The organism is Streptomyces sp. SP18BB07 (assembly GCF_036322545.1).
GTDB classification, from domain to species: domain Bacteria; phylum Actinomycetota; class Actinomycetes; order Streptomycetales; family Streptomycetaceae; genus Streptomyces; species Streptomyces deccanensis.
Genome location: NZ_JAQYWT010000367.1, coordinates 242830 through 269629, shown reverse-complemented (window position 1 = coordinate 269629; position 26800 = coordinate 242830). Strand labels below are relative to the sequence as shown.

Sequence of the window (26800 nt, the reverse complement as noted above, 5' to 3'; positions counted from 1 at the left end):
GAGGGCCCTTTCGCGTGCCCGGGCACGCCCCCACAGTCTCTTGCTGCTAGCGTGCACTTGCAAGTACTTTGCAATAAGAGGTCGGAGGGGACCCCCATGCCCGTCTACACGCTTCCCGAACTGCCGTACGACTACGCGGCCCTGGCGCCCGTGATCAGCCCCGAGATCATCGAGCTGCACCACGACAAGCACCACGCGGCGTACGTCAAGGGAGCCAACGACACGCTGGAGCAGCTGGCCGAGGCGCGGGACAAGGAGACCTGGGGGGCGATCAACGGCCTGGAGAAGAACCTGGCCTTCCACCTCTCCGGCCACATCCTGCACTCGATCTACTGGCAGAACATGACCGGTGACGGCGGCGGCGAGCCACTGGAGAAGGACGGCGTCGGCGAGCTGGCGGACGCGATCGCCGAGTCCTTCGGCTCCTTCGAGGGCTTCAAGGCCCAGTTGACCAAGGCGTCGGCGACCACGCAGGGCTCGGGCTGGGGTGTCCTCGCCTACGAGCCGCTCAGCGGGCGGCTGGTCGTCGAGCAGGTCTACGACCACCAGGGCAACGTCGGCCAGGGCTCCACCCCGATCCTGGTCTTCGACGCCTGGGAGCACGCCTTCTACCTGCAGTACAAGAACCAGAAGGTCGACTTCATCGACGCCATGTGGGCCGTCGTCAACTGGCAGGACGTGGCCCGCCGTTACGCCGCCGCCAAGTCACGCGCGGATGTGCTGCTGCTGACCCCCTGAGGCCGGTGACCGAGACGCCCTGCTCGTGATCGTCTTCTCAACCTTCACCGGGCAGGCGGAAAGAGGCAGAACCCCCGCGAGGACGTGACTCGCGGGGGTTCTCGCCGTCAAGGCCGGAAAAACGCCACGGCGGGACGCGTTCCGGTCTGACCGCTTCCTCGGCTTTCGCCCTATGCTCCCGTTTCCAGCCGGATTCCCGATCCGGCGGACCGGACCGGGAGGTCGTATGGACGTGAGTTACAAGCACTGCCCTCCGTGCGGCGGCGGCAAGCCCCTGCCCTTCCACAAGGCGGACAAAGAAGTACGGCAGTACCTGGAGTCCCTGGGCAAGAACCCGGCCGGCTGGTGGCGCTGCGCCAACCACGGCGAGAAGGGCCGCTGCCTGTTCGTCCAGCCGTACGGCAAACAGAGCGAGGGGCTGTCCCTCCCGGAGTCCTTCCGGTGACCAAACCACCGGGCGCCCTACGGCGAGTGAGCCGAAGGAGCGCGCCGATACAGGCTTCTGCGCCCCGGAGGCGAACCGAGCCCTAAAGAAGGTTGCTGAAGTCGGGACCCTGGGTGCGGGAGCGCTTGATCTCGTAGAAGCCGGGGACCGAGGCGACGAGGAGGGTGCCGTCCCAGAGCCGGGCGGCCTCCTCGCCCTTCGGGGCGGGGGTGACGACCGGGCCGAAGAAGGCGATCTGCTCGCCGTCGGCGCCGGGGACGGCGATGACAGGCGTGCCGACGTCCTGGCCGACCTTGTCGATGCCCTCCTTGTGGGAGGCGCGCAGCTGCTGCTCGTACGGGGTGGAGTCCCAGTGGTCCATGAGGGAGTCGGGCAGGCCGACGTCCTTCAGGGCGGCCGCGACCGTCTCCTTCTCCGGGCCCTCGCCCTGGTTGTGGATACGGGTGCCGAGCGCGGTGTAGAGGTCGCCGAGGACCTCGGCGCCGTGCTCCTCCTGAGCGGCTATGACGATCCGTACCGGACCCCACGCCTTCTTCTCCAACAGCTCGCGGTACTCCTCGGGAAGCTCGTCGATCTTGGGCTCGTTCAGTACCGCGAGGCTCATCAGGTGCCAGCGGACCTCGATGTCCCGGACCTTCTCCACCTCCAGGACCCAGCGCGAGGTCATCCAGGCCCAGGGGCACAGCGGGTCGAACCAGAAGTCGACGGGGGTCTTGCCGGAGGTCTGCTCGGTCATGGTTCTCCTCAAAGGGATACGAAGGCGGTGCCGGAGTGGTGCTGGCTCGGTCTACCGGGCGACAACCCGGCAACACCGGAGACCGCCCAGGCCATTCCCGCACCGCATGGCAGGATCGGGATGTCCGCATACTGAACACACCCCGAGGGAGTGCCGCCCGTGCCCGGTGAGAATCTGACCCGTGACGAGGCCCAGGAGCGGGCCGCGCTGTTGTCCGTCGACGGTTACGAGGTCTCCCTCGACCTGCGGTCCGCCGTCGGGGACCCCGGCGACCTCGCCGGCGAACCGCGCACCTTCCGGTCGGTGACGACGATCCGCTTCCGGTGCGCCGACCCGGGCGCCACGAGCTTCGCCGATCTGGTCGCGCCGCGGGTGACGGCCGTCTCCCTCAACGGCAAGGACCTCGACCCGAGCGAGGTCTTCGACGGCTCCCGGATCACCCTCGACGACCTGGCCGCCGAGAACGAGCTGGTGGTCGACGCCCAGTGCGCCTACTCCCGCACCGGCGAGGGCATGCACCGCTTCGTCGACCCCGAGGACGGCGAGGTCTACCTCTACACCCAGTACGAGCCGGCCGACTCCCGCCGGGTCTTCGCGAACTTCGAGCAGCCGGATCTCAAGGCACCGTACCGCTTCGAGGTGCGCGCACCCGAGGGGTGGGTCGTGTGGAGCAACGGGGTCGGTGAACAGGCGGACGGCGTGTGGCGCTTCGCGGAGACCAAGCCGATCTCGACGTACATCACGGCGATCGTCGCGGGCCCGTACCACTATGTGACGGACACCTACGAGCGGACCTTCGAAGACGGTACGCAGCTGGAGATCCCCCTCGGCGCGATGTGCCGCAAGGGTCTCGCCCCCTACTTCGACTCCGACGACGTCTTCCTGATCACCAAGCAGGGCCTGGACTTCTTCCACGACCACTTCGACTACCCGTACCCGTTCGGGAAGTACGACCAGGCGTTCGTGCCCGAGTACAACCTCGGCGCGATGGAGAACCCGGGACTGGTCACCTTCCGCGAGGAGTTCATCTTCCGGGGCAAGGTCACCCGGGCGTCGTACGAGCGGCGGGCCAATGTGATTCTGCACGAGATGGCGCACATGTGGTTCGGCGACCTGGTGACCATGGTGTGGTGGGACGACCTGTGGCTGAAGGAGTCCTTCGCGGACTTCATGGGTTCCTTCTCGATGGTCGAGGCCACCCGCTTCACAGGCGGCTGGGTCACCTTCGCCAACAACCGCAAGGCCTGGGCGTACCGCGCCGACCAGCTGCCCTCCACCCACCCGATCACGGCCGACATCCGTGACCTGGAGGACGCCAAGCTCAACTTCGACGGCATCACCTACGCCAAGGGCGCCTCCGTGCTGAAGCAGCTGGTGGCGTACGTGGGGCGCGAGGCGTTCCTGGAGGGCGCCCGGCGCTACTTCAAACGGAACGCGTACGGCAACACGAAGCTGAGCGACCTGCTGTCGGTCCTGGAGGAGACCAGCGGGCGGGACATGGCGTCCTGGTCGCGGGCGTGGCTGCAGACGGCGGGGGTCAACTCCCTCACCCCGCAGGTGCTGCTCGACCCCGAGGGCCGGATCGACGAGCTGGCGGTGGTGCAGGAGGCCGCGGAGTCGCACCCCGAGCTGCGGCCGCACCGGGTGGCGATCGGCCTGTACCGGCGGGCGAACGGGGAGGACGGCTCGGGCCCGCTGGAGCGGTACGCGCGGGCCGAGGTGGACGTGGACGGGCCGCGTACGGTCGTCGCCGAGCTGGCGGGGGCCGAGGCGCCGGCGCTGGTGCTGGTCAACGACGACGACCTGACCTATTGCAAGATCCGGTTCGACACGGGGTCGCTGGACACGCTGCGGGCCGGTCTCGGGGACATCACCGACCCGCTGGCGCGGGCGCTGTGCTGGTCGGCGCTGTGGAACCTGACGCGGGACGCGCTGCTGCCGGCGCGGGACTTCGTCGACCTCGTGCTGCGGTTCGCGGGGCGGGAGTCCGACATCGGTGTGCTCCAGATGCTGCACGCCTGGGCCGGCTCGGCGGTCACGCACTACGCGGCGCCGGGGTGGCGGGAGACCGGGGGGCGGCTGCTGGCGGAGGGCGCGCTGCGGGAGCTGCGGGCGGCCGAGGCGGGCAGCCAGCATCAGCTGACGTGGGCCCGGTTCCTCGCCTCGGTGGCCTCGGGCGAGGCCGAACTGGCGGTGCTGCGGGGGCTGTTGGCCGGGACCGAGGAGGTCGACGGGCTGGAGATCGACCAGGAGCTGCGGTGGGCGTTCCTGGAGCCGCTGGCGACGTACGGGGTCGCCGACGAGGGGGTCCTCGCGGCCGAGCTGGCGCGGGACGACACGGCCTCCGGGAAGCGGCACCAGGTGCGGTGCCTGGCGGCACGGCCGTCCGCCGCGGTCAAGGCGCAGGCGTGGGCGTCGGTGGTGGAGTCGGACACGCTGTCCAACGCGTTGGTCGAGGCGACGATCACGGGGTTCTCGCGGCCGTCCCAGCGGGAGTTGGTGGCGCCGTACGCGGTGAAGTACTTCGAGGCGATCGAGCGGGTGTGGGCCGAGCGGTCCATCCAGATCGGGATGGATGTGGTGCGGGGGCTGTTCCCGTCGCTCCAGGACTCGCCCGCGACGCTGGACGCGACGGACGCCTGGCTCGCCTCGCACGAGTCGGCGCCGCCGGCGCTGCGGCGGCTGGTGATCGAGGCGCGGGACGATCTGGGCCGGGCGTTGCGGGGGCAGGAGTGTGACGCGGCGGCGGGGTAACTGCCGCTGGGAACCTGGGTGTTGCGTACCCGGCGCCTGCTGCTGGGCGGGGGTCGGGTGCGCTCACGGCGCTTGCGGGGGTGCCGCCTGCGACCACCCGGGTTCAGGGTTACGAAATTCGGGTAATCAGAGCCGTAACCTTTTTCGACCCCCGTCCGGACCAGCGGATATCGGCACTCGAACGCACGTACTTTAGTGCGGTCTTGTCCGGATTTGTCGACGGGCGTGTAACAGAGGTTCCTGGGCGGGCCCGACGCGGGAACCTCCCGGTCATGACGCACAACACCCCGCTCTCCCCCCGCCCCCTCCGTCGCCTCTCGGACGTCACGCGCCGGGTGCTGACGGCCGCGCAGCTGCGCGCGCAGGGTGTCACCGCGGCCGAGACGAACGAGCAGTGCCGGCCCGGTGGCTCCTGGCAGCAGATCCTGCCGGGTGTGTTCCTGCTGCACCCGGGCCCGCCCACCTCGGAGGAGCGCCTGCACGCGGTGCTCTCGTACGCGGCCCGCTCCCCGTTCCGGGAGACCGTCGCCGGGGCCGCCGGCGTACCGGCCCAGCCGAACGCGGACGAGCCCCGCCCGGCGGCGACTCCCCGCTACACGGACGCGGTGATCACCGGGCTCGCCGCCCTGACGCTGCACGGCTTCGCGTCCGCTCCCCCGCTGCCGTCCCTCGACACGATCGACGTCCTGGTCCCCCGGCTGCGCCGGCTGCGGACCGTGGGGTGCGCGCGGATCGTCCGCACCCCGGCCGTACCGACCCCGACGTACGTGACCGGCCTGCCCGTCGCCCCCGTACCGCGCGCCCTGGCGGACGCGGTCGGCGAGATCTCCGACGCGGCGACCGTGCGCAGGCTGCTGACGGAGGCGGTGCGCGGCGGGCACACCGAACCCGCCGCCGTCATCCGCGAGTTGACGGAGGCGCGGCTGCTGAACCGTCCGCACGTGGCCGACGCGGTGGAGTCGCTGCTCGCGGAGGGGCGGGCCGTCGCGGAGGACCTCCTGTACCGGATGGTCCGCGAACACGCCCTCCCCGACCCGGTCTGGAACGTGGACCTCCGCCTTCCCGGCGGCCCGCACCTCGGCGGCCTCGACGCGTACTGGCCGGAGCAGGCCGTCGCGCTCGAACTGGACACCCGGGCCCCGCGCCAGGAGGACGACGCGCTGTGGTCCGAGTACGCCCGCAAGCGCGAGATGTTGGAACGGCTCGGCATCACCGTCGTCCACGTCACGCCCCGCAAGCTGCGCGACTCCCTGGAACAGCAGGCGGCCGTGGTCCGCACCGCGCTGATGGCGTCGTGCGACCGCGACCCGGCGGCGTACGTCGTGGTGCTTCCCCGGTGATCGGGTAACTCGTACCAACAGGAGGGGAGAGGAAGGGCCGCCGCCCGTTCGGCGGCCCTTCCCCATGTCCACGCCCCCTCATGTCCTCCCGGCGTACGCAGGATAATCGCCTTCCGTACACCGAACGGGGCCCGGTACCCTCAATCGCCGCGGAAGTCGATCATTCGTGCGAACCGCGGACAGTGGTCAATCCGATCCCAGGGGGAAGCATGACGAATCAGGTACTCGGATCCGTGGTCAGAGGCGGGCTCGCGGTGGGGGCGGCCTTCGGGATGGTGCTGCTGTCCAACGGGACGGCGATGGCGGCCGACCGGTGGGTGTACTGGACCGAGGGCAACGACGACATCGAGATCGACCTCCACCGCGACGGCACCTTCCGCGGCTACGGCGTCTTCAACGCCGACCCGTCCGGCCTCGTCAACCCGATCCCCGGAGACGCGTTCCAGGCGTGCGACAAGTACGCCGACGGCAAGGGGATCGAGATCCAGCGGAAGTTCGAGGGCGGCTCCTGGCAGACCATGGCCACCACGCGGGGCATGAACGCGCCCTACTGCTCCCTCTGGGAGACCGACAACATGCCGGAGGAGACCTTCCTGGGCGTCCGCGTCTGCATCGTCGAGGGCACGCACCGGACGTGCTCGGACGACAGGTGGACCTGGGCCTGAGCCGGCGATTCGCCGGTTTTCGTGGTGCATGCCCTAAGGGACGTGGTGCCGAGGCCCTGCGCCGATCACCGCACGAGGCCTAGGTGCCCAAATGTGGTGATTTCCTTACTTCTTACAGAACTCCGCTTCCATGATCGCCTCGCTGTCGCCCGTCCAGTCGCTGTTGAAATTGAAGGCGAGGGAGTGGCTGCCGTCGGTGGTGGTGACGGCCTCGGAGAGGGAGCCGTGAATGCCGCCGCTGTGGCCCCAGAGCTGGACGCCGCAGGAGAGCTTTCGCTCGACAAGGCCGAGGCCGTAGCCGGTCCGTTTGCCGTCGACCCGGACGGTGGTCTTCATCTCGGCGAGTTGCCGCTTCGGCAGGAGCTTGCCGCGCATGAGCGCCGAGTAGAAGCGGTTCAGATCGCCGGGGCTGGCGATCAGTTCGCCCGATGAGTTGGCCGCCGACGGGTTGTACTCCGTGACGTCGTACGTCTTGCCGGTCGTTGTCTCGGCAAGTTTCGAGTAGGCCCGGCTGTGGGGGCCGGGAACCGTGGGGTCGGTGCCGGGGATCTTCGTGCCGTGCAGGCCGAGCGGCTCGATGACGCGGTGGCGGATCTCGTCGCCGTACCAGTTGCCCGTGACCTTCTCGATCACCATCCCGGCCAGGACGTAGTTGGTGTTTGAGTAATTCCAGGAAATACCGGGCGCGAAGTCCGGCTTGTGCTTCGTGGCGATCCCGACCAGTTGCTCCGGTGTCATCGTGCGGTGGCGGTTCTTGAAGAAGCCCTCCGCGAGGAAGAACGCGCGCTGGAAGTCGTCGTCGTCGGTGTAGTTGTAGATGCCGCTGGTGTGGTTGAGGAGCTGGCGGAGTGTGATCCTCCGGCCGTCGTTCCCCTTGCCGCGCACCAGGCCCGGCAGCCACTTGTCCACCTTGTCGTCGAGCGACAGGCGTCCCTCCGCCGCCAGTTGAAGCACCACCGTCGACACGAAAGTCTTGGTGATGCTGGCCGCGCGGAAGCGGTCGTGGGCGCTGCGTGCCTCGCCCGTCCTCAGGTCGCCGACGCCCGAGGTGGCCTTCCAGACGCCCTCCTTGGTCATGGCCTGGAGAGCCACGCCCACGACGCCATCCTTCACATTGGCGTCCATGGCTTCCTGGGTCGCGCCGTGGTCGTCTCTCGCGGGCGCCGCCATGGCCGCCGGTGCGGCCACCGCCACCGCCACGGCCACGGCGATGCCCGCCACCAGACCCCTGCGTGCTGTGCGTGCTGACATGTGGCCCCCCTTCGCACCGACATTCTCGGCGGCTCCGAGAACGTTCGGTCGCGAGGGGGGGACACCGGGACGGGCGGGCAGGTTGAGCAGGTGCGCGCCAGTTGAGCGGTATTTAGCCCTTTCGGAGTACCAGCTCCGTGTTGCGGTCGCCGGGCGTGCCGGTGAGTGTGTCGCGGCGGCCGGGGGCGTTGTAGGAGAGCTCGCGGTACAGGGCGGCGAGGCCGGTCTGCGAGAGGTCGGTGAAGTCGGTGGCGTGCGGGGCGGCCGATTCGATCAGGGTGGTGAACAGGGAGAGCGTGCCGTCCTTGTTGTCCACCAGCTCGATCACCCGGGCGAGTTGCGGAAAGTCGATGTGGGAGGCCGTGGAGATCTCCCAGAAGGAGCCGCCGCCCGCGGCCGAGTGCGGGGTGATGCGGTTGCGGTGACTGTGGCCGTTCACCCAGGCCAGAACGTTGCGGTGGCGACCGAGCAGCGCCAGCACCGCGTCGCCGTCGTGGCGGGCCTCGGTGGGGCGGGCGGGGTCCTTGCGCAGGTTCCGCATCGACTTGCTGGTGTGGTGGCTGAAAACGACGGCGTACGAGCCGTCCTTGGCCGCCTCCTTCAACGTGCGCTCGAGCCACTTGAGCTGGGCCGTGCCGAGCGAGCCCTCGTAGTGGCCGCCGGGGTCGGTGGAGTCGAGGCTGACACCGATGACGTCGTCGGCGATGCGGAAGGCGTAGTACTGGGTGCGGGCGTCGAGGTTGGCCTGGGAGTAGCCGTGACCGACGGGGCCGGGGCCGGTGTGGGCCGGGTCCAGGTGGGCCCTGAGGTACTCCTGCGGGGTGAAGGGCGCCCGGTTCTCGTCCGGGGTGACCGAACGCATCTTCTTCGCCTGGGCCTTGAGCACGGCCTTCCAGTCGGCGCCCCGGGGGTCGCCGCCGCTCTTGACGTTGTCCCAGAGCGCCTTGCCGGCCTTCTCGTCGAGGGTCATCAGCTTCTTGCCGCCGACCGCGAAGTCCGCGAAGAAGGAGTCGCCGGGGGCGTAGCAACCGCCCGGCAGGGAATCGTGGTTGCCGACGGTGGAGTACCAGGGGACGTTCAGGCCGGGGCTGTTGACCTCGCGGATCGCGGCGGCCAGGAAGCCGTTCAGGCGGGGGAAGCCGAGTTGTTTGTCGGCGTCGCGGAGGGCCGCGTCCGGCTGCCAGTAGAGCTTGAGGCCGCTGCTCTGGACGCCCTCGTAGCGGCGCGGGTCACCGGAGTTGGGGGTGACCCGGCCACCGCTCATCACCTTCAGGAACCAGTCCAGCTCGGTCCTGGAGTTGTTGTCGGTGTTGTCGCCGGTCGTCATCACGAAGTGCAGCGGCGAGCCGGTGACCGGGGCGCCGCGCAGCGCGTTCACCCGCTCGACGAGCGAGACCGCGCCGGCCACGGACAGCGCCTCCTGCGGACGCCACGCGCTGGCGGTCTGGGCGCGCAGGTACTCGTAGCGCAGCGGGTGCTGGACGTCCACCACGTGCAGGTCGGTGAACTGCACGAAGGACGCCAGGGCCGTACGGCGCTTCTCGCGGCCGGACTTGGGGGTGGCGAGGTCGCTGCGGACGACCCGCGCCCAGGCCGGGCCGCTGCCGAGACGGCGGTATCCGGAGGCGTTGCGGGGGGCCGCGACCGAGGCGAGGGTGGTGCCGCGGGTGTACGGGGCGAGGGGAGCGGCCGGGGCCTCTCTGTTGGAGAGGTTGGCCAAGGGGACCTCGGTGGCCGCGGCCCGGTCGGCGGCGGAGGCGGCGGCGTGGCCGTCGGCCTCCGGCCGCAGGGCGAAGCCGACGCCTGCGGCGAGGCCGACCGCGCCGGTGGCGGCGAGGAAGGCCCGGCGGTCAGGGTTGGTGGCGGCTGCTGCGACTGAGCGTATGCGCGACATGGCGCGGTCTCCCCGAGTGCGAACGCGTCGGAAGTGGTCCACGGGTCCGCTCCGCGTGGGGCCGGAGTGGGGTTCCCGCTCTTCCTTGATGCTTGGCAGCCGGAGTGGCCTGGACGTTAACGACGTCGCAACGGGTGGCGCCGATCACCGTACGTCGATCTTTGGAGACGGTGCGCGTCCACTGGGGGTTCCCGAATGTGAGGGGGAGGGTAGGGAGGGGGTCACTCCTTGTTCATCTGAAGGGGTACAGCACCTATTCGCCGTAGGGCTTCGGTGATGCCGGTGTCTGCGGGTGCGTCGTGGTTGCTCGCGCAGTTCCTCGCGCCCCTAATGGGGCGCCGGTGGCGTCAAGTGACCGTTCTCCGGGCGTTCCCGCCACAGGCGCAGGCCCACGTCCACCAGCCCCACCCTCGTCAGGGCCGGGATCTCGTCCAGGGGGTGCCAGGCGGCCATGTCCGTGGAGCCGTTCGTCTCGTGGCGGAGGTCGCCGCCGGTGACGCGGGCCTCGTAGACGATGCGCAGCGCCTGGTGGTCGGCGACGGCGCCGAGGCGGAGGGGGTAGGTGCGTCGGTTGGTGTCGATGCCGAGGAGGGCGGTGGGCTCGACGGTGTAGCCGGTCTCCTCGGCGGCCTCGCGGACGACCGTGGCGTACGGGTCCTCGCCGTGGTCCATGCCGCCGCCGGGCAGGGTCCACTTCCTCTCGCCGTCCCGGGAGACCCAGCGGGCCAGCAGCAGGTGGCCGTCGCGTACACAGACGGCGTAGGCCGCCACCCTCAACTCCTCGCGCATGCACAGACGTTAACCAAAATGTCCGCTCATGCGCGGTCATCGCCCCCATGACGGGTGGCGGGTTTACGCCATGACACAATTCCGCCTCGGTCAACTCTCCCCAAACATGTGTCACTTCGGTAAGGCTGAGCGACCATCCGGCACCGCATAACGGACCGGACCGATCCGAACCCGCCGCTCGGATCACACATGTTCGTTCTCACCTGAATTCCTTACCTACAGGGATGCTGATGACCCTCACCCCCCACCCCGGCTCTGGCCCGGGTGCGAGACGCGTGGCCCGCATAGCCGTGGCCGCGGGACTGGTCGCCGCGCTCTCCGCGGCCGGGCCGATACCCCTGGCCTTCTCGGCGGACGACCCGTCCGCCACCGCTCCGTCGGACGGTGGCGTCAAGTCCGCGCACGACAAGCTCGGTTCGACCGACGCCGATCTGCTCGCCGAGGCGAAGGCCGACGGCGACAAGAACGTCACGATGATGATCGCCACCACGCCCGGCAAGACCGAACAGGTCGCCGAGCAGCTGGACGCGGTCAAGGGCGGCTCCGTGGGCCGCACCTACGACAAGCTCGGCTACGTCCGCGCCACGGTCCCGACCAAGAGCGCCGACTCGGCCATCTCGGCCGCCGCGAAGCTCTCCTCCGTCCAGGGCATCGACCTGCGCCAGGAGATCGTCCTCGACGACCCCTCGCCGGTCTCGGCCAAGGACGCGAAGTCGCAGGCCACGGCGGCGAAGACCTACCCGGCGCCGGGCAAGAACACCCCCGCCGAGAACCCGTACAACCCGTCCTTCGAGACGGGCGCCGTCGACTTCGTGAAGCAGAACCCGAAGGCGGACGGCCGGGGCATCACCATCGGCGTCCTGGACTCCGGCGTCGACCTCGCGCACCCCGCGCTGCAGAAGACCTCCACCGGCGAGCGCAAGATCGTCGACTGGGTGACGTCGACCGACCCGATCGTCGACGGCGACGGCAGCTGGCGCCCGATGACCAACTCGGTCGCCGGGCCCACCTTCACCTACGGGGGCCGGACCTGGACGGCGCCCGCGGGCGCGTACTCCGTGAACCTCTTCCGCGAGTCGATCACGGCGGCCGGTGACGCCGCCGGTGACGTGAACCGGGACGGCGACACCACCGACGCGTGGGGCGTGCTCTACGACGCGGCGGCCGGCACGGTCACCGTGGACGTGAACCAGAACTTCGACTTCACCGACGACAAGCCGATGAAGCCGTACAAGGACGGCTACCAGATCGGCTACTTCGGCACGGACGACCCGTCGACCGAGGTCGCCGAGCGCCAGCCGTTCGTCGTCGAGTACCGCAAGGACGTCCCGATGGACCCCTTCGGGGGCGACTGGGTCGGCAAGAAGGCCGACTTCGTCAACATCGGTCTGATCTCCAGCGAGCACGGCACCCACGTGGCCGGCATCACCGCCGCGAAGGGCCTGTTCGGCGGGAAGATGAACGGCGCCGCCCCCGGCGCGCAGATCGTCTCCTCCCGCGCCTGCGAGTTCGGCCCCGGCTGCACCAACGTGGCGCTCACCGAAGGCATGATCGACCTCGTCGTCAACCGTGGCGTCGACATCGTCAACATGTCCATCGGCGGCCTCCCGGCGCTGAACGACGGCAACAACGCGCGCGCCGAGCTCTACACGCGCCTCATCGACACCTACGGCGTCCAGCTGGTCATCTCGGCCGGCAACTCCGGTCCGGGTGCCAACACGATCGGCGACCCCGGCCTCGCCGACAAGGTGATCTCGGTCGGCGCGTCCATCTCCAAGGAGACCTGGGCCTCCAACTACGGCTCGCAGGTCGCCAAGGACTACCAGCTGTTCAACTTCTCCTCGCGCGGCCCGCGTGAGGACGGCGGCTTCACGCCGACCCTGGTCGCGCCGGGCGCCGCGGTGAACACCGCGCAGACCTGGCTGCCGGGCGTCATCGCCCCCGAGGCGGGCTACACGCTCCCGGCCGGCTACCAGATGCTCAACGGCACCTCGATGGCCTCCCCGCAGGCGGCCGGCGCCTCCGCGCTGCTGCTCAGCGCCGCGAAGCAGAAGGGCATCGACCTGACGCCCGTGAAGCTGCGCACCGCGCTGACCTCGACCGCCGACCACATCAGCGGTGTCCAGGCGTACGCCGAGGGCGCGGGCCTGATGAACATCGTCGACGCGTGGAAGTCCGTCAAGGCGGGCGCGACCGCGCACGAGTACTCGGTCAAGGCCCCCGTCGACACGGCGATCGACTTCGCGCTGAAGACGCCGGGCTTCGGCACCGGCATCTACGACCGTGAGGGCGGCCTCAAGGTCGGGCAGAAGAAGACGTACGAGGTGACGATCACCCGGACGTCCGGCGCAGACAAGGCGATCCGCCACGAGCTGCACCTGGAGAACAACCGGGACGACACGTTCCGGATCGTCGGTGACGACGTGGTCTCCCTGCCGCTGAACAAGCCGGTCACCGTGAAGATCGCCGCCAAGCCGGAGAACTCGGGCATCAGCAGCGCGATCCTGGAGGTCGACGACCCGAAGACGGTCGGCATCGACCGTCAGGTACTCAACACGGTGGTGGTCTCCACGCCGCTGAAGTACACCCACTCGGCGTCGGGCATCGTCCAGCGCAACGCCTTCAAGTCGTACTTCATCACCGTCCCCGAGGGTGCCAAGAGCCTCGAGGTCGCGATCAGCGGGCTGAAGGACAAGAGCCAGACCCGGTTCATCGCCAACCACCCGTACGGTGTCGCGGTCGAGAGCACCAGCTCCCTGACCTGCTACAGCAACTTCCAGGACGGTGGGGGCTGCAAGCCGGACGTGCGTTCGTACGCCAACCCGCAGCCCGGTGTCTGGGAGATCGAGGTCGAGTCGCGCCGGACGTCTCCGGTGCTCGACAACCCCTACAAGCTGAACTTCGCGGTCTACGGCGCGAGCTTCGACCCGGAGGTCGTCACCGTCCCCGAGGCCAAGGTCGGCACCCCGACCGCCGCCTCCTGGAAGGTGACGAACGGCCTCGCCCCCGTCGACGGCAAGCTGACGGGCGGCCCGCTGGGCTCGGCGAAGACCGGCCGGCCGACCATCGCGACCGGTGAGACCCAGACCACCACGGTCGAGGTGCCCGCGGGCGCCGAGTCCCTGGACGTCGCCATCGGCAGCACCGCGGACACGGGCGCGGACCTCGACCTGTACGTCTACGACGCCGCGGGCACGCAGATCGCGGACTCCGCGGACGGCGACTCCGAGGAGGCCGTCTCCATCCCGAAGCCGGCCGCCGGTACGTACACCATCGAGGTCGTCGGCTACGCGGTCCCGGCCGGGTCCACCGCGTACGACTACCGCGACGTGTTCTTCTCCTCCGCCCTCGGCGAGGTGAAGGTCGCGGACACCGCCGTCAAGCTCGGTACGGGCCAGTCGACAACCGTCTCCGGTGACGTCGTCGCGGCCGCCGAGGCCCCGGCCGGCCGGGAGTTCTTCGGCCAGGTGCAGCTGGTGAACTCGCGCGGTACCGCCGCGGGCACCGGCAGCGTGCGGATCGAGAAGGTCACGCCGTAGTGCGCCGGTAGTGCGCCGTAGTGCGTGAGCCGTACTGAGGCGAACGGAGGGGCGGGTGTCCGGATGGACACCCGCCCCTTCGCCTTGCCGCCTCGGTTTCAGCGGTTCAGCGGTTCAGCCTTCAGCGGTTCAGCCTTCAGCGGTTCAGCCGTTCAGCCGTTCAGCCGTTCAGTCGCACGCGAGCTTCTCCGACTCCGGCAGCGCCGCCTCGATCCAGGCGCGATCGCGGGCGATGTCTGCCTCCTCGGTGGTCCAGATGTCCGGCTGAGCGCTGTCCCGGGGGATGCCGAGGAGGACGTGGTCGCCCTTCTTCAGGCGGGGGTCGACGTTCTGGCTCATGGGGAAGACGATCTGCTCCTCCCCCTTGGCGGGCTTGATCCAGCGGTCCACCTCCACCGTGATCCGGTCCTGCTCGATCCCCGGCACGGCCTCGACCCCGGTGACGGTGCCCTCCACGATCGTGCGGGCGCAGGCGACGTACCCCTCCCGGCTGAGCGAGGCGGACCCGTCCCCCCCGTCGCTGTCCTCCAGTCTCCCGCTGTCCTTGCTCGCCGACTCGTTGGAGACACCCGCGTCGGATGACGACTTCGAGCTGCTCGCCCCGCCGCCGGCCTGCAGGAGCCCCCAGCCGATGCCGAGGACCACGGAGGCGGCGGCTGCGGCGGCGAGGGTGCCGACGGTGATCCGCAGGACGCGCCGGGCGCGGGACGGCCGCGACGGCAGGGGGGTCACCGACGCGGTGGGGGCCGTCGCGGCCCCGGACACCTGCCCGGGGTCCGTCTCGGCACCGGCCGTGTCCCCCGGCCGCGCGGCCCCGTCTCGCCCCGGCGCGGCCCCGGGCACGGCGTCCTCGCCCGGCACCGCCAGCGCCTCGCCGATCAGCCCCAGCTGCTCCCTCAGCAGCGCGAGGTCGGCGACGGCCGCCTCGTGGGACGCCACGAACTCGGCGTCCCGCCGGGCGTCCTCGGGCAGCGGTTCGTCGAGGAGGGCCGCCATGAGCGCGTCCATACCGGCGTAGGTGGTGCCGTCGTAGGTGGTGCCGTCGTCACTTGGCTGGGGCCCGTCGTGTGCGGGGAGCGCCTCGGGCTCGGTGTCGCGTCGGCTGTCGTCTCGGGCGGTCATGTCACACCACCTCGTCCTCGTGCAGGCGGGTGCGCAGGGCGCGGACCGCCGAGTGGAGCCTGCTCTTGACCGTGCCCTCGGGGATGCCGAGCTCGTCGGCGATCCCGCGTACCGGCAGGTCGGCGTAGAAGCGCAGGACGAGGACCTGGCGCAGGGCGTCGGGCAGGTCGTCCAGGCCTCGGGCGACGGCGAGCGAGAGCACGCTGGAGTCCTCGCCCGAGGGGTGCTCGTGCTGGCGCAGCGAGGCCAGCCGCTCCCCCAGACGCTCCTGGCGGCGCTTGGCGCGGTGCCAGTCCATCGCCAGGTTGGAGGCCACCACCGCCGCCCACGCGGACACGTCCCGCGGCGCCTCCCGGCCGCTCGCGGCCCGCTCCAGCAGCCGCAGCCGGACCTGCTGTACCCCGTCCAGCAGGTCCGACTGCGGCACACCGCCGAGCGCGAGCACGGCCCGCACCCGCCGCTCCTGGGCCGCGTCCAGTGGGTCGTCCGGCTCCTGGACCCCCTCGACGTGGCGCGCCTTTCTGCGCAGCACAGCCACCCCTCCCCTCCCGCGTTTCCCCTACGACGCCACCGCGGGCCGAAACGTTCGGCGGGTTCGGCACGACTTTCCCGGCGTGGCGCGGAGGCGTACGTCACACCTTCGCGTGCGCCCGGCCGGCGTGGGCAGGGTCGAGGCAGCACAGCTTGCGGCACGGAGCCGCCGTAGGGCGAATTTCTCCAGCTCAGCGGGGGTGCCGAGCGAAGAAGCGGCTCCCGCGGCGGGGGTGGCCCCGTCCCGTCCTTCGAGCGTTCCGGTCAAAGGATTGGACAGGCGGACCCGGGCTGACCGCATGATGGAAAGGCCTCGGCCATGCCGCAGACACACACAAGCCACGTCAAAGGAGTCGCCGTGAGGGTCGGAATCGTCGGAGCCACCGGTCAGGTCGGCACGGTCATGCGCAAGATCCTCAAGGACCGCGACTTCCCGACGCGCGAGCTGCGCCTGTTCGCGTCCGCCCGCTCGGCCGGTTCGGTCATCGACGGTGTGACGGTCGAGGACGCGGCGACCGCCGACTACTCCGGCCTCGACATCGTCCTGTTCTCCGCGGGCGGCGCGACCTCGAAGGCGCTGGCCGAGAAGGTGGCGTCGCAGGGCGCGGTCGTGATCGACAACTCCTCCGCGTGGCGCCGCGACCCCGAGGTGCCCCTCGTGGTCTCCGAGGTGAACCCGCACGCGATCGCCGACCGCCCCAAGGGCATCATCGCCAACCCGAACTGCACGACGATGGCCGCGATGCCGGTGCTGCGTCCGCTGCACGAGGAGGCGGGCCTCGAAGCGCTGGTCGTCGCCACCTACCAGGCGGTCTCCGGCTCAGGTCTCGCGGGCGTCGCGGAGCTGCACGGCCAGGTCCAGAAGGTCGCGGCCGATGCGGACAAGCTGACGCACGACGGCTCGGCGGTCGATTTCCCCGAGCCCGGCGTCTACAAGCGGCCCATCGCCTTCAACGTGCTCCCGCTCGCGGGTTCGATCGTCGACGACGGTCTGCACGAGACGGACGAGGAGCAGAAGCTCCGCCACGAGTCCCGCAAGATCCTGGAGATCCCCGGCCTGAAGGTCTCCGGCACCTGCGTCCGGGTCCCGGTCTTCTCCGGGCACTCCCTCCAGGTCAACGCCCGCTTCGCCCGTCCGATCAGCGTGGAGCGCGCGACGGAGCTGCTGGCCGGCGCGCCCGGCGTCGTTCTCTCCGACATCCCGACCCCTCTCCAGGCCGCGGGCCAGGACCCCTCCTTCGTCGGCCGCATCCGCGCCGACGAGACCGTGGAGAACGGTCTCGCCCTGTTCGTCTCCAACGACAACCTCCGCAAGGGCGCCGCGCTGAACGCGGTCCAGATCGCGGAGCTGGTGGCGGCGGAGCTGAACGAGAAGTAGGCGGGCGGTACACACGAAGGGGCGCCCACCGGATCCCGGTGGGCGCCCCTTGGTGTGTTCAGAGGGCCAGGTGGCGCCGTAGGGCCACGTCGACCTCGGCCATGCGCTGGCGTGGGACGGAACCGATCGGTCGCAGCAGTCTCTCCGGAGCCAGAGCGCGAACCTGCTCGCACTGCACCTTGGAGTCCTTCGGGAGACCGCACTCCTGGGCGGGGAGCAGCACCTGGAACGGATAGACGCGCGCGGTGTTCGTCGTCAGCGGGACCAGCGTGATCACGCCTCGTCCGGTCCGCGCCACCGCCGCGTTGGCGCCGTCGTTGGAGACGATCACCGCCGGGCGGGTCTTGTTGGCCTCGCTGCCGCGTGTCGACGTCGACCAGGTAGATGTCACCGCGCTTCATCGGACAGCCCGTCCCCCGAGAACTGGTCCCAGAACGCGGCGTCCTCGCTCCCGTCCCACTCGGCGAACGCCTCCGTGTACTCCTGCTCCAGCTGCGCCTCACGCAGGAGTTCGATGGCGGTGTGTATCACGGCCGACCGCGAATGGGCATCCGTGCGCGCGGCGTACTCGTCGACGAAGGTGACGTCCTCCTGCGGCAGGCTCACACTAATCTTCATAATTCTGATGCTACCCAAGGTAGGCAAAGGGTAGCCACTCCTACCAGGCCGCCGGTCATGGAAGGATGGCGCAACCCACACATACCGAGGAGATGACCGCGTGCCTGGCACAAACCTGACCCGCGACGAGGCTCAGCAGCGGGCGGCGCTGCTCAGCGTCGACTCGTACGAGATCGATCTCGACCTCTCCGGCGCGCGGGAGGGCGGCACCTACCGGTCCGTGACCACGGTGCGCTTCGACGTCGCGGAGAACGGCGCGACGTCCTTCATCGACCTGGTGGCCCCGACCGTCCACGAGGTGACCCTCAACGGCGACGCGCTGGACCCGGCGGAGGTCTTCGCGGACTCCCGGATCGCGCTCCCCGGCCTGCTCCAGGGCCGCAACATCCTGCGGGTCGTGGCCGACTGCGCGTACACCAACACGGGCGAGGGTCTGCACCGGTTCGTCGACCCGGTCGACGAACAGGCCTACCTCTACACCCAGTTCGAGGTCCCGGACGCGCGCCGGGTCTTCGCGTCGTTCGAGCAGCCGGACCTGAAGGCCACCTTCCAGTTCACCGTGAAGGCCCCGACCGGCTGGACCGTCATCTCCAACTCGCCGACGCCGGAGCCCAAGGACGACGTCTGGGTCTTCGAGCCGACGCCCCGGATCTCGACGTACATCACGGCGCTCATCGTCGGCCCGTACCACTCCGTGCACAGCGTGTACGAGAAGGACGGCCAGAGCGTGCCGCTCGGCATCTACTGCCGGCCGTCGCTCGCCGAGCACCTGGACTCCGACGCGATCTTCGAGGTCACCCGGCAGGGCTTCGCCTGGTTCCAGGAGAAGTTCGACTACGCCTACCCGTTCGAGAAGTACGACCAGCTGTTCGTACCGGAGTTCAACGCGGGCGCGATGGAGAACGCGGGCGCGGTGACCATCCGCGACCAGTACGTCTTCCGCTCGAAGGTGACGGACGCCGCGTACGAGGTCCGCGCCGAGACCATCCTCCACGAGCTGGCCCACATGTGGTTCGGCGACCTGGTGACGATGGAGTGGTGGAACGACCTGTGGCTGAACGAGTCGTTCGCCACCTACACGTCGATCGCCTGCCAGGCGGACGCCCCCGGCTCGCGCTGGCCGCACTCCTGGACCACGTTCGCCAACTCCATGAAGACCTGGGCGTACCGGCAGGACCAGCTGCCGTCGACGCACCCGATCATGGCCGAGATCAATGACCTGGACGACGTGCTCGTCAACTTCGACGGCATCACGTACGCGAAGGGCGCTTCCGTGCTGAAGCAGCTCGTCGCCTACGTCGGCGAGGACGAGTTCTTCCGGGGCGTGCAGGCGTACTTCAAGGCGCACGCGTACGGCAACACGCGCCTGTCCGATCTGCTGGGCGCCCTGGAGGAGACCTCCGGCCGCGATCTGAAGGCCTGGTCGAAGGCGTGGCTGGAGACGGCCGGCATCAACGTCCTGCGCCCCGAGATCGAGACGGACGAGCACGGCGTCATCACCTCCTTCGCGATCCGCCAGGAGGCCCCGGCGCTGCCCACGGGCGCCAAGGGCGAGCCGACGCTGCGCCCGCACCGCATCGCGGTCGGCCTGTACGAGCTGGACGACACGAGCGGCAAGCTGGTCCGGGACGACCGGATCGAGCTGGACGTCGACGGTGAACTGACCGCCGTTCCGCAGCTGGTGGGCAAGCGCCGCCCGGCCGTGGTCCTCCTCAACGACGACGACCTGTCGTACGCCAAGGTCCGCCTGGACGAGCAGTCGCTGGCCCTCGTCACCGAGCACCTCGGGGACTTCGAGTCCTCCCTGCCGCGCGCCCTGTGCTGGGCCTCCGCCTGGGACATGACCCGCGACGCCGAGCTCGCGACCCGCGACTACCTGTCCCTGGTGCTCTCCGGTATCGGCAAGGAGTCCGACATCGGTGTCGTGCAGTCCCTGCACCGTCAGGTGAAGCTGGCGATCGAGCTGTACGCCGACCCGACGGCCCGCGAGGCGCTGCTGACCCGCTGGACGGACGCCACGCTCGCGCATCTGCGCGCCGCCGAGGCCGCCTCCGACCACCAGCTGGCGTGGGCCCGCGCGTTCGCCGCGACCGCCCGCACGCCCGAGCAGCTGGACCTCCTGGAGGCCCTGCTGGAGGGGACGCAGACGATCGAGGGGCTGGCCGTCGACACCGAGCTGCGCTGGTCCTTCGTGCAGCGGCTCGCGGCGGTGGGCCGCTACGACGAGGCGGAGATCGCCGGCGAGTACGAGCGCGACAGGACGGCCGCCGGTGAGCGTCACGCGGCCGCCGCCCGTGCCTCCCGCCCGACGCCGGAGGCCAAGGCCGAGGCCTGGTCCCAGGTCGTGGAGTCGGACAAGCTGCCCAACGCGGTCCAGGAAGCGGTCATCGGCGGCTTCGTCCAGACCGACCAGCGCGACCTCCTCGCCCCGTACACCGACAAGTACTTCGAGGTCGTCAAGTCCATCTGGGACGCCCGCTCCCACGAGATCGCCCAGCAGATCGCGGTCGGTCTCTACCCGACCGTCCAGGTCTCGGCGGAGACCCTGCACAAGACCGACACCTGGCTGGCCTCCGCCGAGCCCAACGCGGCCCTGCGCCGCCTGGTCTCGGAGTCCCGCTCGGGAGTGGAGCGCGCCCTGAAGGCCCAGGCGGCCGACGCGGCGGCCACGGAGCAGTAGGGCGCAGGGAACAGATGCGGTACCGACGGGGCGCCCGGTGACTTCACCGGGCGCCCCGCCCCGTGTGCCGCGACGTACGCCGTCCCGATCGCGCCGCGTACGTCGCCCCGATCGCTGCCGCGTACGCCGCGTAGGCCGCCCCGATCACGCTGCCGCTCGCTCGCTCCGATCGCGGCTCGCGAACGCTGTCGGCGGCTCGTGCCAAGTACGGGGTGAGGCCGCCGACCGGCGGTCCGGAGACGGAGGTCCCATGACCACGGGCCTGGACGACGAAGAGCTGCTGGACCGCGCGGCACGCCACCCGGCGGCCTTCGAGCCACTGGTCGAACGCCACTCGCGGGCCCTGCACGGCTACTTCGCGCGCCGCGCCCCCACGGCCGCCGACGACCTGCTCGCCGAGCTGTGGCTGCAGGCGTACGCCACGCGCCGCGGTTTCGACCGCGACCGGGGGTCCGTACGGGCCTGGCTGTTCGGTGTGGCCAGGAACGTGCTGTCCGCACACTGGCGGCGGCTCGCCGCGTCCCGCCCCGACCTCGCGCGTGGAGCCGGTGACGACGACCCCTGGGAGGCGGTGGACGACCGGCTCGTCGCGGCCGCCGTGGCACCCAGGCTGCGCGAGCTCCTCACCCGGTTACCGCCGGACGAGCGGGAGTTGCTGCTCCTGGTCGCCTGGGAGCAGCTGACCCCGAGCGAGGCCGCCGCCGTGGTGGGGATCCCGGCCGCGACGGCCCGCACCCGTCTGCACCGCGCCCGCAACCGGATGCGCGCGGGCGCCCCCCTCGATCTGACCGGAGGACCGGCATGACCAGCAGCGCCGACGACATCGACGGTGTCGACCGTGCCGACACCGCCCACAGCTCCGAACGTGACGACCTCCTCGACTTCCCGGGTGCCGACGAGCTGGTGGCGGCCGGAGCCGTGGCGCCTCCCGCCGCGGAAAGGGTCACCGCCGTACGCGAGGTACTGGCTCTGCTGGCGGAGCGTGAGGCCGAGCAGACACACGCCCCGGCGCACGACGTCATGGTGTCGGGGCCGTTGGCGCGCCGGGGCCGCCCGGAGGCAGCCCTCGCGCCGCCCGAGGACACCCTGGTCGTCATCGGGGGCGCTCGACGGCCGGGCGACGACCTCGGCGACGACCTCGGCGGTGCACCCGGCGGTGACGCTGCCGGTGAGCCCTCGTGGACGGGCGCGCGGCGCCGACGGGTCTCGCGCCGGCGCAGGGTGCTGATCGCGGGGGCCGCCGTGGCGGCGTTCGCCGCCGGGGCGGTCGCCTACCCGGTGCTGGACCTGGGCGGGAAGCCGACGGCGTCCACGGCCTCTCCGGCGTCGCGGTTCCTGAAGGAGATGGCGGAGGTCTCGGAGGACGCCCGGGGAACGCGGGCGCCGTACTGGAGGGTCAGCGCCGTGACCGTGACGGGAGGCAAGCCGAGGGAGGAGACGTGGTGGGCCGACCGCGAGGGCCGGACCTGGCGGGTGGACAAGAACGGCAAGGCGTACCAGTGGGACAACCATGCCAGTTGGCGTGTGGGCGACCGGCGGCTGACCTGGCCCGACCTCGACGATCTGCCCACCGATCCGGACGCGCTGACCGCCCACTTCCCCGAGGACGCGGAGGCGCGGTTCTTCCAGATCGTGAACCTGTTGGACGAGTCGCCCGCGAGTCCGGCGCTGCGGTCCGCTCTCTTCCAGGTCGTCGCGGAGCTTCCGGGGGTGAAACTGGAGCCCGGCGTCAAGGACAGCAGGGGGCGTTCGGGCACCGCGGTCACGATCGCCACGAAGGTGATCTGGCACTCGGTCGACGGGGGCGAGCCGACCGTCGTCTGGCATACGGCCCGCAGCGTCATCGACCCGAGGACCGGCTGGATCCTGGAGTCGAGCGGCACGGCTCTGGGAGAGAACCGCGTCACCGTGCTCACGGCGGGCCCGGACGACCGCATCGGCTGAGCCCCCGGCCCTAGACGGTCGGCGCCCGGTGCGGCGCTCCACCGTGCGCCACGCCTCCGTGCGGGACGCCATCGTCCGGCCCACCCCCGCGCGGCACGCCATCGTGCGACACACCCCCGCGCGGCGCTCCTCCGCGTGCCGGTTCTCGTCGTGGGGTGGGCGACGACGCCGTACGCGGCTGGAGCTGGCCCAGGACCGTCGCGCCGAAGGCGATGGCCATGCCCAGGAGCTGGAGGGGTGTGAGGGCCTGGCCGAGGGCCGCCCAGCCGACCACGGCGGCCGTCAGGGGGGAGAGGGGGCCGAGGAAGGTGACCTGGGTGGCGGAGAGCCGGCCGATGCCCCGGAACCAGAGCCAGTAGGAGACGGCCGTGTTGGCGAGGGCCAGGTAGAGGTAGCCCCCGATCGCGCGGCCGTCCAGGGCCGGGGGCGCGCCCTCGACGAGCAGGGCGAGCGGCGCGATCAGCAGGCCGCCCGCGGTCAGCTGCCAGCCGGTGAGGGCGAGGGGCCCGACACCGGCGGGGCGGCCCCAGCGCTTGGTGAGGACGGTGCCGGTGGACATGGAGGCGGTGGAGGCCAGCGCCGCGACAACGCCGACCGGGTCCAGGGCCCCCGCCGCCTTCAGGACGACCAGGCTGACGCCGAGGGCCGCCGCGATCCCGGTCAGCAGGGTGCGTACGGTCGGCCGCTCCCCCAGCAGCACGGTCGCCAGGCCCGCGACGAACAGCGGGCCGACCGAGCCGACGACCGCCGCCATCCCGCCCGGCAGCCGGTACGCGGAGAGGAAGAGCAGCGGGAAGAAGGCGCCGATGTTCAACGCGCCGAGCACCGCAGCCTTCCCCCACCAGATCCCGCGCGGCAGCGTGCGCGAGATCGCCAGGAGCAGCAGACCGGCCGGAAGCGCCCGCACCAGACCGGTGAACAAGGGACGGTCGGGCGGCAGGAACTCCGTCGTCACCGCGTAGGTGGTGCCCCAGGAGATGGGGGCGAGCGCGGTGAGGGCGATGAGAGGGAGACGGCTCGCGGTGTGCGGGGCGGGGAGGTCGTGCGCGGTATGCGCGGTATGCGCGGTCATGGGACGCGTCCTTCGCGGCGTCGGGTTCCTCGGAAGGCTTGCTTGCAATTAGCTTAGCGCTAAGCAACTTTCCGTCAAGCCACTTTCTTGCGGCCGACCCACCGGCGTCCGATACTCACCCCATGAACCCGCGTTCCGAGCCCGGCCGGCCCCTCCGCGATCCCGTCGACGCGATCATCGACCAGTGGGCGGCGGCGCGGCCCGACCTCGACACCACGGCGATGGAGGTCTTCGGCCGCGTCTACCGGCTCTCGCGGACCCTCGGCGACCGGATGGAGAAGGCGTACGCGCGCTTCGGGATCTCACGCGGCGAGTTCGACGTGCTCGCGACCCTGCGGCGGTCCGGCGAGCCGTTCACGCTCTCGCCGCGCCAGCTCTCCTCCGCCCTCATGCTCACCACCGGCGGCATGACGGGCCGCCTCGACAAGCTGGAACGCGCGGGCCTCCTCCGCCGCTCCCCCGACCCGCACGACCGCCGCGCCCTCCAGGTCACCCTCACCGACGAGGGGCTGCGCCTGATCGACGAGGCCGTCACAGCGGGCCTCGCCGTCCAGACCGAGGCGCTCTCCCACCTGGACGACGAACAGGCCGGCCAACTGGCCGACCTGTTGAGGCTGTTGGTGGTGGGCACGGGGTCGTGAGCGCCGCCCGGACCACCACCGGTGCGGCGGCTCACCCAGCCGCGCCCAGCCATTCCGTCAGCGCCTCCCCCACCGCCGCGTCGTCCGCGTCCTCCGCCGCCCAGGCCACGTAGCCGTCGGGACGGACGAGGACAGTCGTACGGCGGTCGCTCGTCCAGGCCGCCACGGTGAGGCGGTCCTTGCGCGCGCCGAGCACCGGGGGCTGATCCGAGCCCCGCGCGCCGGCGAGGGCGTGGGTCCGGTCCACGCCGCGCGGACCGATGAGGACGAAGCGGCCTCCGCGCAGGGACTCGTAGAGACGGCCGGTGGTCAGCGCGACGTCCGGCACACGGGTGCCGACCAGACGGTGGGCGCCGCGCGGGGCGGGGTACCGGTAGCCGATGCCGGTGATCTGACCGATCGCGCGGGTGCGGACCGGGGGCACGTGGTTGACGAAGGTCGTCAGGGCGGCACGCAGCGCCAGGGCCCAGGGGGACTTGGCCATGGCGAGACGGACGATGCCGCCGCTGCTGCGGAGCACGGCCCTGCCGACGGGGTGGCGTTCGGCCTCGTAGCTGTCGAGCAGCGCCGGATCCGCGTGGCCGCCCAGGACGGCCGCGAGCTTCCAGCCGAGGTTGGCGGCGTCCTGGAGGCCGGTGTTCATGCCCTGCCCGCCCGCCGGGGTGTGGACATGGGCGGCGTCACCGGCGAGGAGGACCCGGCCCACCCGGTAGGCGGGGGCCTGACGCTCGTCGCAGTGGAAACGGGACATCCAGCGGGCGTCCCGCATGCCGTAGTCGCGGCCGAGCGCGAGCCGGGTGATCTCCCTGACCTCGTCGAGGTCCAGCGGCTCGCTGTCGGGAACGTCGCGGCCCCGGTGCCAGCCGATGACCCGGTGGTAGCCGTCACCGAAGGGCGCGATGAAGGCGAAGGCGTCGCCGACGGCGTTCGCGGTCAGCACCTCCTCCGGCTGCTCGTCGAGCCGTACGTCCGCGAGGACCACGGAACGGATGACGGACTTCCCCGGGAACGGCAGCCCGACCGCCTCGCGGACCGCGCTGCGGTGCCCGTCCGTGCCGACGACGTACGCGGCGGTCAGCCGGTCCGTCGCGCCGTCCGCCGTCCGCACGTCGACCGCGACACCGTACGGGCCCCCGCCCACGCCTCCGCCCTGCTGGACCGCCATCACCTCCGTCTCGTACCGGAACCGCACCCCGGCCTCCACCGCCCGCCGCTCCAGGACCTTCTCGACCTCGTACTGCGGGATCACCAGGAGGTGGTTGAAGCGGGAGGGGAGGGTGTCCAGGCGGACGGAGAGGCGGCCGAAGAGGGCGATGCGGTGGAGGGGTCGGCCCTTGGCCTCCAGTGCGTCGGCGATGCCGCGGGCGTCGAACTGCTCCAGGGTGCGGGCGTGCGCGACGAAGGCCCTGGAGAGGTTGCTGATCCGGTGCTCGCGCTTCTCGACGAGGGTGACGGGGACGCCGGCGGCGGCGAGGTCGCCGGCCAGCAGCAGCCCGGTGGGCCCGGCGCCCACCACGATGACGCCGTGCGGGGTGTTGTCGTCGCGCTTGCCGTTCATGGCGGCCTCCTGCCAACACGTGTTGGCCAACAGTTGTTGGCCAACGCCTGTTGTCAAACGTAGGGACGCAGTTCTGGACTGTCAACAGGTGTTGGCCTACGTTTGTTGGCATGACCGATACGGAAACCGCGCCTGCCGCCTCCGCTCCCGCACGATCTCCCCGCCGCTCCGACGCCACCCGGCACGCGATCCTGCAGGCGGCGCGCGAGCGGTTCGCCGCCGACGGGTACGACCGGGCCACCATCCGGGCGATCGCCAAGGACGCGCGGATCGATCCGTCGATGGTCATGCGGTACTACGGCTCGAAGGAGGGGCTGTACGCCGCGGCCCTCGACGTCGACCTGCGGCTGCCGGACCCGAGCGCGTTCGACGCGCGGGACGTGGGCCGGGTGCTGGTGAGCCATTTCCTCGACCTCTGGGAGGAGAACGAGATGCTCACGGCGATGCTCCGGGTCGGCACCACGAACGAGGCGGGTGCCGAACGGATGCAGAGCGTCTTCCGGGACCAGTTGCTGCCGCTCGCCAGGCGTGTGTGCCCCCACCCCGAGCAGGCGGCGACCCGGGCGGCGCTCTGCGCGTCACAGGTGCTGGGGCTGGCCCTGACGCGTTACGTCCTGCGGTTCCGGCCGACCGTTGCGCTGAGCCGCGAGGAGATCGTGGAGTGGCTGGGGCCGACGGTGCAGCGGTATCTCACGGCGCACCGGGCGTGACCCGCTCTCCGGGAGCGGGCCGACACGCGGCGAGGGCACCCTCGGCGCACTGGTGTGCGGAGGGTGCCCTCGCGGAAGACGGGTCGAGAAGGGGGTGGGACGGAGGCGGTCAGGCCTTCGCCTTGGCCTTCGGCTGACGGTCCGTGGACCTGTCCAGGACCATGACGAGGCCGGCGATCACCCCGAACAGGGCGAGCGGCGCGACAACGAAGAGGCCGAGCGTCTCGATCACGCTGAGGCCCGGGCCCGGGTCGTCGCCGTCGTCGGGCGTCAGCGCGAGGGCGGGGGACGACATGAGCAGCATCATCAGCGTCGTACCGGCAGCCAGGGCGCCGGCGCGCAGGGCGTTCTTCTTGTCCACGCGCTAAAGGTAACGAACGTGGGTGAGCGGCGCG

General features: G+C 70.9%; 23 protein-coding genes. 12 read left to right on the top strand and 11 right to left on the bottom strand.

Annotated features, from left to right (window positions below):
* The first annotated feature begins 96 nt into the window (after window positions 1-96).
* Together PUR53_RS44740 and PUR53_RS44735 are read left to right on the top strand one after the other, a co-directional pair.
* Window positions 97-738 carry a superoxide dismutase gene (locus PUR53_RS44740; RefSeq protein ID WP_329912311.1) on the top strand — a complete coding sequence of 214 codons (642 nt, stop codon included), beginning with the start codon at window positions 97-99 and terminating at the stop codon, window positions 736-738.
* A gap of 226 nt (window positions 739-964) precedes the next feature.
* On the top strand, window positions 965-1183 hold the full coding sequence (locus tag PUR53_RS44735; RefSeq protein ID WP_329899508.1) for a hypothetical protein: 219 nt from the start codon (window positions 965-967) through the stop codon (window positions 1181-1183).
* A gap of 82 nt (window positions 1184-1265) precedes the next feature.
* Here PUR53_RS44735 and PUR53_RS44730 read toward each other — a convergent pair whose 3' ends face one another.
* Complete coding sequence (locus PUR53_RS44730) at window positions 1266-1919, bottom strand: mycothiol-dependent nitroreductase Rv2466c family protein (RefSeq protein ID WP_329899507.1); 654 nt, start codon at window positions 1917-1919, stop codon at window positions 1266-1268.
* A gap of 159 nt (window positions 1920-2078) precedes the next feature.
* Between PUR53_RS44730 and pepN (PUR53_RS44725) the strand changes: the two genes are divergently transcribed.
* From pepN (PUR53_RS44725) to PUR53_RS44715, 3 genes are all read left to right on the top strand, one after another.
* Window positions 2079-4673: an aminopeptidase N gene (pepN, locus tag PUR53_RS44725; protein ID WP_329912310.1), complete on the top strand. Its 2595-nt coding sequence runs from the start codon at window positions 2079-2081 to the stop codon at window positions 4671-4673.
* A gap of 272 nt (window positions 4674-4945) precedes the next feature.
* Window positions 4946-6013: a hypothetical protein gene (locus PUR53_RS44720; protein WP_329899505.1), complete on the top strand. Its 1068-nt coding sequence runs from the start codon at window positions 4946-4948 to the stop codon at window positions 6011-6013.
* Between the two features lie 209 nt (window positions 6014-6222).
* A complete protein-coding gene (locus PUR53_RS44715) occupies window positions 6223-6678 on the top strand; it encodes a hypothetical protein (protein WP_329899504.1) in 456 nt (151 codons plus the stop codon).
* A 105-nt stretch (window positions 6679-6783) separates the two neighbouring features.
* Here the strand turns inward: PUR53_RS44715 and PUR53_RS44710 are convergent, their stop codons facing one another.
* From PUR53_RS44710 to PUR53_RS44700, 3 genes are all read right to left on the bottom strand, one after another.
* A complete protein-coding gene (locus PUR53_RS44710) occupies window positions 6784-7929 on the bottom strand; it encodes a serine hydrolase domain-containing protein (protein WP_329912309.1) in 1146 nt (381 codons plus the stop codon).
* A gap of 112 nt (window positions 7930-8041) precedes the next feature.
* Complete coding sequence (locus tag PUR53_RS44705; RefSeq protein WP_329912308.1) at window positions 8042-9823, bottom strand: TIGR03767 family metallophosphoesterase; 1782 nt, start codon at window positions 9821-9823, stop codon at window positions 8042-8044.
* A gap of 327 nt (window positions 9824-10150) precedes the next feature.
* A complete protein-coding gene (locus PUR53_RS44700) occupies window positions 10151-10612 on the bottom strand; it encodes an NUDIX hydrolase (protein ID WP_329912307.1) in 462 nt (153 codons plus the stop codon).
* Window positions 10613-10836: 224 nt separating this feature from the next.
* On the opposite strand from PUR53_RS44700, the gene PUR53_RS44695 reads away from it, so the two are divergent.
* Window positions 10837-14151: a S8 family serine peptidase gene (locus PUR53_RS44695; RefSeq protein ID WP_329912306.1), complete on the top strand. Its 3315-nt coding sequence runs from the start codon at window positions 10837-10839 to the stop codon at window positions 14149-14151.
* Between the two features lie 168 nt (window positions 14152-14319).
* On the opposite strand, the gene PUR53_RS44690 is transcribed toward PUR53_RS44695, so the two are convergent.
* Together PUR53_RS44690 and PUR53_RS44685 are read right to left on the bottom strand one after the other, a co-directional pair.
* Entirely contained in the window at window positions 14320-15273 is a 954-nt protein-coding gene (locus PUR53_RS44690) for a hypothetical protein (protein WP_329912305.1), read from the bottom strand.
* Between the two features lies 1 nt (window position 15274).
* A complete protein-coding gene (locus tag PUR53_RS44685) occupies window positions 15275-15805 on the bottom strand; it encodes an RNA polymerase sigma factor (protein ID WP_443078219.1) in 531 nt (176 codons plus the stop codon).
* Window positions 15806-16162: 357 nt separating this feature from the next.
* On the opposite strand from PUR53_RS44685, the gene PUR53_RS44680 reads away from it, so the two are divergent.
* Entirely contained in the window at window positions 16163-17182 is a 1020-nt protein-coding gene (locus PUR53_RS44680) for an aspartate-semialdehyde dehydrogenase (RefSeq protein WP_329899497.1), read from the top strand.
* A 58-nt stretch (window positions 17183-17240) separates the two neighbouring features.
* Here the strand turns inward: PUR53_RS44680 and PUR53_RS44675 are convergent, their stop codons facing one another.
* On the bottom strand, window positions 17241-17573 hold the full coding sequence (locus PUR53_RS44675; RefSeq protein ID WP_329912304.1) for a type II toxin-antitoxin system PemK/MazF family toxin: 333 nt from the start codon (window positions 17571-17573) through the stop codon (window positions 17241-17243).
* A complete protein-coding gene (locus PUR53_RS44670; RefSeq protein WP_329899495.1) occupies window positions 17570-17800 on the bottom strand; it encodes a ribbon-helix-helix domain-containing protein in 231 nt (76 codons plus the stop codon). Before PUR53_RS44670 ends, PUR53_RS44675 begins: the two co-directional genes overlap by 4 nt.
* Window positions 17801-17900: 100 nt before the next feature.
* On the opposite strand from PUR53_RS44670, the gene pepN (PUR53_RS44665) reads away from it, so the two are divergent.
* From pepN (PUR53_RS44665) to PUR53_RS44655, 3 genes are all read left to right on the top strand, one after another.
* Window positions 17901-20480 (top strand): aminopeptidase N, encoded by a 2580-nt coding sequence (gene pepN / locus PUR53_RS44665; RefSeq protein WP_329899494.1) that lies wholly within the window; start codon window positions 17901-17903, stop codon window positions 20478-20480.
* 250 nt (window positions 20481-20730) lie between these two features.
* The gene (locus PUR53_RS44660) at window positions 20731-21285 is read left to right on the top strand and encodes an RNA polymerase sigma factor (protein WP_329899493.1); all 555 of its coding nucleotides are present in this window, start codon (window positions 20731-20733) and stop codon (window positions 21283-21285) included.
* A complete protein-coding gene (locus tag PUR53_RS44655) occupies window positions 21282-22424 on the top strand; it encodes a hypothetical protein (RefSeq protein WP_329912303.1) in 1143 nt (380 codons plus the stop codon). The genes PUR53_RS44660 and PUR53_RS44655 overlap by 4 nt, the downstream gene beginning before the upstream one ends.
* A gap of 10 nt (window positions 22425-22434) precedes the next feature.
* On the opposite strand, the gene PUR53_RS44650 is transcribed toward PUR53_RS44655, so the two are convergent.
* The gene (locus PUR53_RS44650) at window positions 22435-23496 is read right to left on the bottom strand and encodes an EamA family transporter (RefSeq protein WP_329912302.1); all 1062 of its coding nucleotides are present in this window, start codon (window positions 23494-23496) and stop codon (window positions 22435-22437) included.
* Between the two features lie 122 nt (window positions 23497-23618).
* Between PUR53_RS44650 and PUR53_RS44645 the strand changes: the two genes are divergently transcribed.
* Window positions 23619-24137 carry a MarR family winged helix-turn-helix transcriptional regulator gene (locus tag PUR53_RS44645; protein ID WP_329912301.1) on the top strand — a complete coding sequence of 173 codons (519 nt, stop codon included), beginning with the start codon at window positions 23619-23621 and terminating at the stop codon, window positions 24135-24137.
* A 31-nt stretch (window positions 24138-24168) separates the two neighbouring features.
* On the opposite strand, the gene PUR53_RS44640 is transcribed toward PUR53_RS44645, so the two are convergent.
* Window positions 24169-25695 carry an FAD-dependent monooxygenase gene (locus PUR53_RS44640; protein ID WP_329912300.1) on the bottom strand — a complete coding sequence of 509 codons (1527 nt, stop codon included), beginning with the start codon at window positions 25693-25695 and terminating at the stop codon, window positions 24169-24171.
* A gap of 110 nt (window positions 25696-25805) precedes the next feature.
* Between PUR53_RS44640 and PUR53_RS44635 the strand changes: the two genes are divergently transcribed.
* A complete protein-coding gene (locus tag PUR53_RS44635; protein WP_329899490.1) occupies window positions 25806-26405 on the top strand; it encodes a TetR/AcrR family transcriptional regulator in 600 nt (199 codons plus the stop codon).
* 109 nt (window positions 26406-26514) lie between these two features.
* Here the strand turns inward: PUR53_RS44635 and PUR53_RS44630 are convergent, their stop codons facing one another.
* The gene (locus tag PUR53_RS44630) at window positions 26515-26766 is read right to left on the bottom strand and encodes a hypothetical protein (RefSeq protein ID WP_329899489.1); all 252 of its coding nucleotides are present in this window, start codon (window positions 26764-26766) and stop codon (window positions 26515-26517) included.
* Window positions 26767-26800 lie beyond the last annotated feature (34 nt).